At 38.6% G+C, this 254-nt stretch carries 1 protein-coding gene; it reads right to left on the reverse strand.

Annotated features, from left to right (window positions below; genetic code table 11):
* On the reverse strand, positions 1 to 254 hold a 254-nt coding region (locus tag IEQ44_RS16210), incomplete at both ends, for an HD domain-containing protein (protein ID WP_193639455.1).

Genomic DNA, 254 nt, shown 5'->3' on the forward strand with positions numbered 1-254 from the left:
TACGGCACATTTGTGTTGATGGACCATTAAGTGATGGCGTTGCAGGATTTAATTTCAGCCAACTTTCTGCTGATTTATATTGGAATCGTATATCAAACTTTCCAATATCATGAAGAGCAATGAAAAATAACAGCCAGGCCTTCACCCTCTGTTTTGATAGCATTTCATTTCGGCAAAAAGTATTTTGCAGTACGACTGATTGATCCCACCAGCAATCTGCAACAGCAGCAACATCAAGGCAATGATAAATTAAC

The organism is Nocardioides malaquae, assembly GCF_015070385.1.
Lineage (GTDB): Bacteria > Actinomycetota > Actinomycetes > Propionibacteriales > Nocardioidaceae > Nocardioides > Nocardioides malaquae.